1 protein-coding gene is annotated in these 1,029 nt (G+C 36.2%); it reads right to left on the reverse strand.

The features are described 5' to 3' along the window. Window positions 1–110: 110 nt before the first annotated feature. Window positions 111–668, reverse strand: a complete 558-nt coding sequence (locus CJD30_RS11690; RefSeq protein WP_294919359.1) for a hypothetical protein — start codon at window positions 666–668, stop codon at window positions 111–113. Window positions 669–1,029: the final 361 nt, after the last annotated feature.

Here is a 1,029-nt window from a genome sequence, read left to right on the forward strand (position 1 = left end):
GAATACGACATTTATGTAGCGTTTCGTAATGAGAAAATAACGTGTGGATAAGTAAAGAGAATAATATTGTGGATTTTCCCCCTTAAAAAGGGGAAGAGAAGAATAGGGGATTAAACTGCTCCAAATGAGAGTTTTCCGCCGCGTTGGTAGGATTTGATCTCTTCGTAGCTTTTTTCGCTGAGGCGAAGATTGCTGCGTAGTGTCTCTTTAACGACTGCATCGATTTTCTCTTTATCGGACATCTTTTTCAAATCACCTTTTGGAAGATCAGCGATGTCGAGGAGGTCATTCCATACAGAGCTTTCATCCAATGCAAATGTGTTGAATGTAATCCCCTCATATACGAATGTCCCTTTTCCGATGATGTCAGAGACGAAAAGGAGGTATTTTCCCTCAGGAGTTAAGAACTCTTTGTATTTCGCTACGAAACCTTCAAAAACATCCAAAGATGTGAGTTCGCACGCCAAAAAGTCGATTTTGTCTGAGTTGGTAGCAAGGATAACTTGTTTTACGATCTCTTTTGGAGGGAGGCTTTTATCCGGAGTGATCACTTTTCCTTCTGTGACGACAAGACACCCGCGATAGGCATATTTGTACGCGTCGGTCGGTGCGTTGTAAACGATCATCCATTCGAGTTTGTTGTCAGCGATATAGCTTTGGATAGACATGGTATTTTCCTTGTAATTATATACCCTTCTTAATACAATTTTTGTTCCATCATTTTTGTCGCATAATAAATGATTAATCCCCTATATTACGCTATTTTAAAGGCTAGTTACTATAAGCAGTTAAAGCGAGAAACACTACAATTGTCTGTTTTTTCGAATAGAAAATTTCACTCTTATTTGTCGTTTATACTCATGCTGATTTTTGAAGTTTATACTATTTTTTCTTGCTAAATACAGTCTAAGGTGTATAAAAACCAGTCTTATTTTAAAAAATAAAAACCAATGTGGATGATTGTATTTAAAATCTTATTGTTTTGTTGAAGATAAAAATTGATCTTTATTGCCATTATAACTTTAAGGT

It is taken from the genome of Sulfuricurvum sp. PD_MW2 (assembly GCF_002633015.1).
Lineage (GTDB): Bacteria > Campylobacterota > Campylobacteria > Campylobacterales > Sulfurimonadaceae > Sulfuricurvum.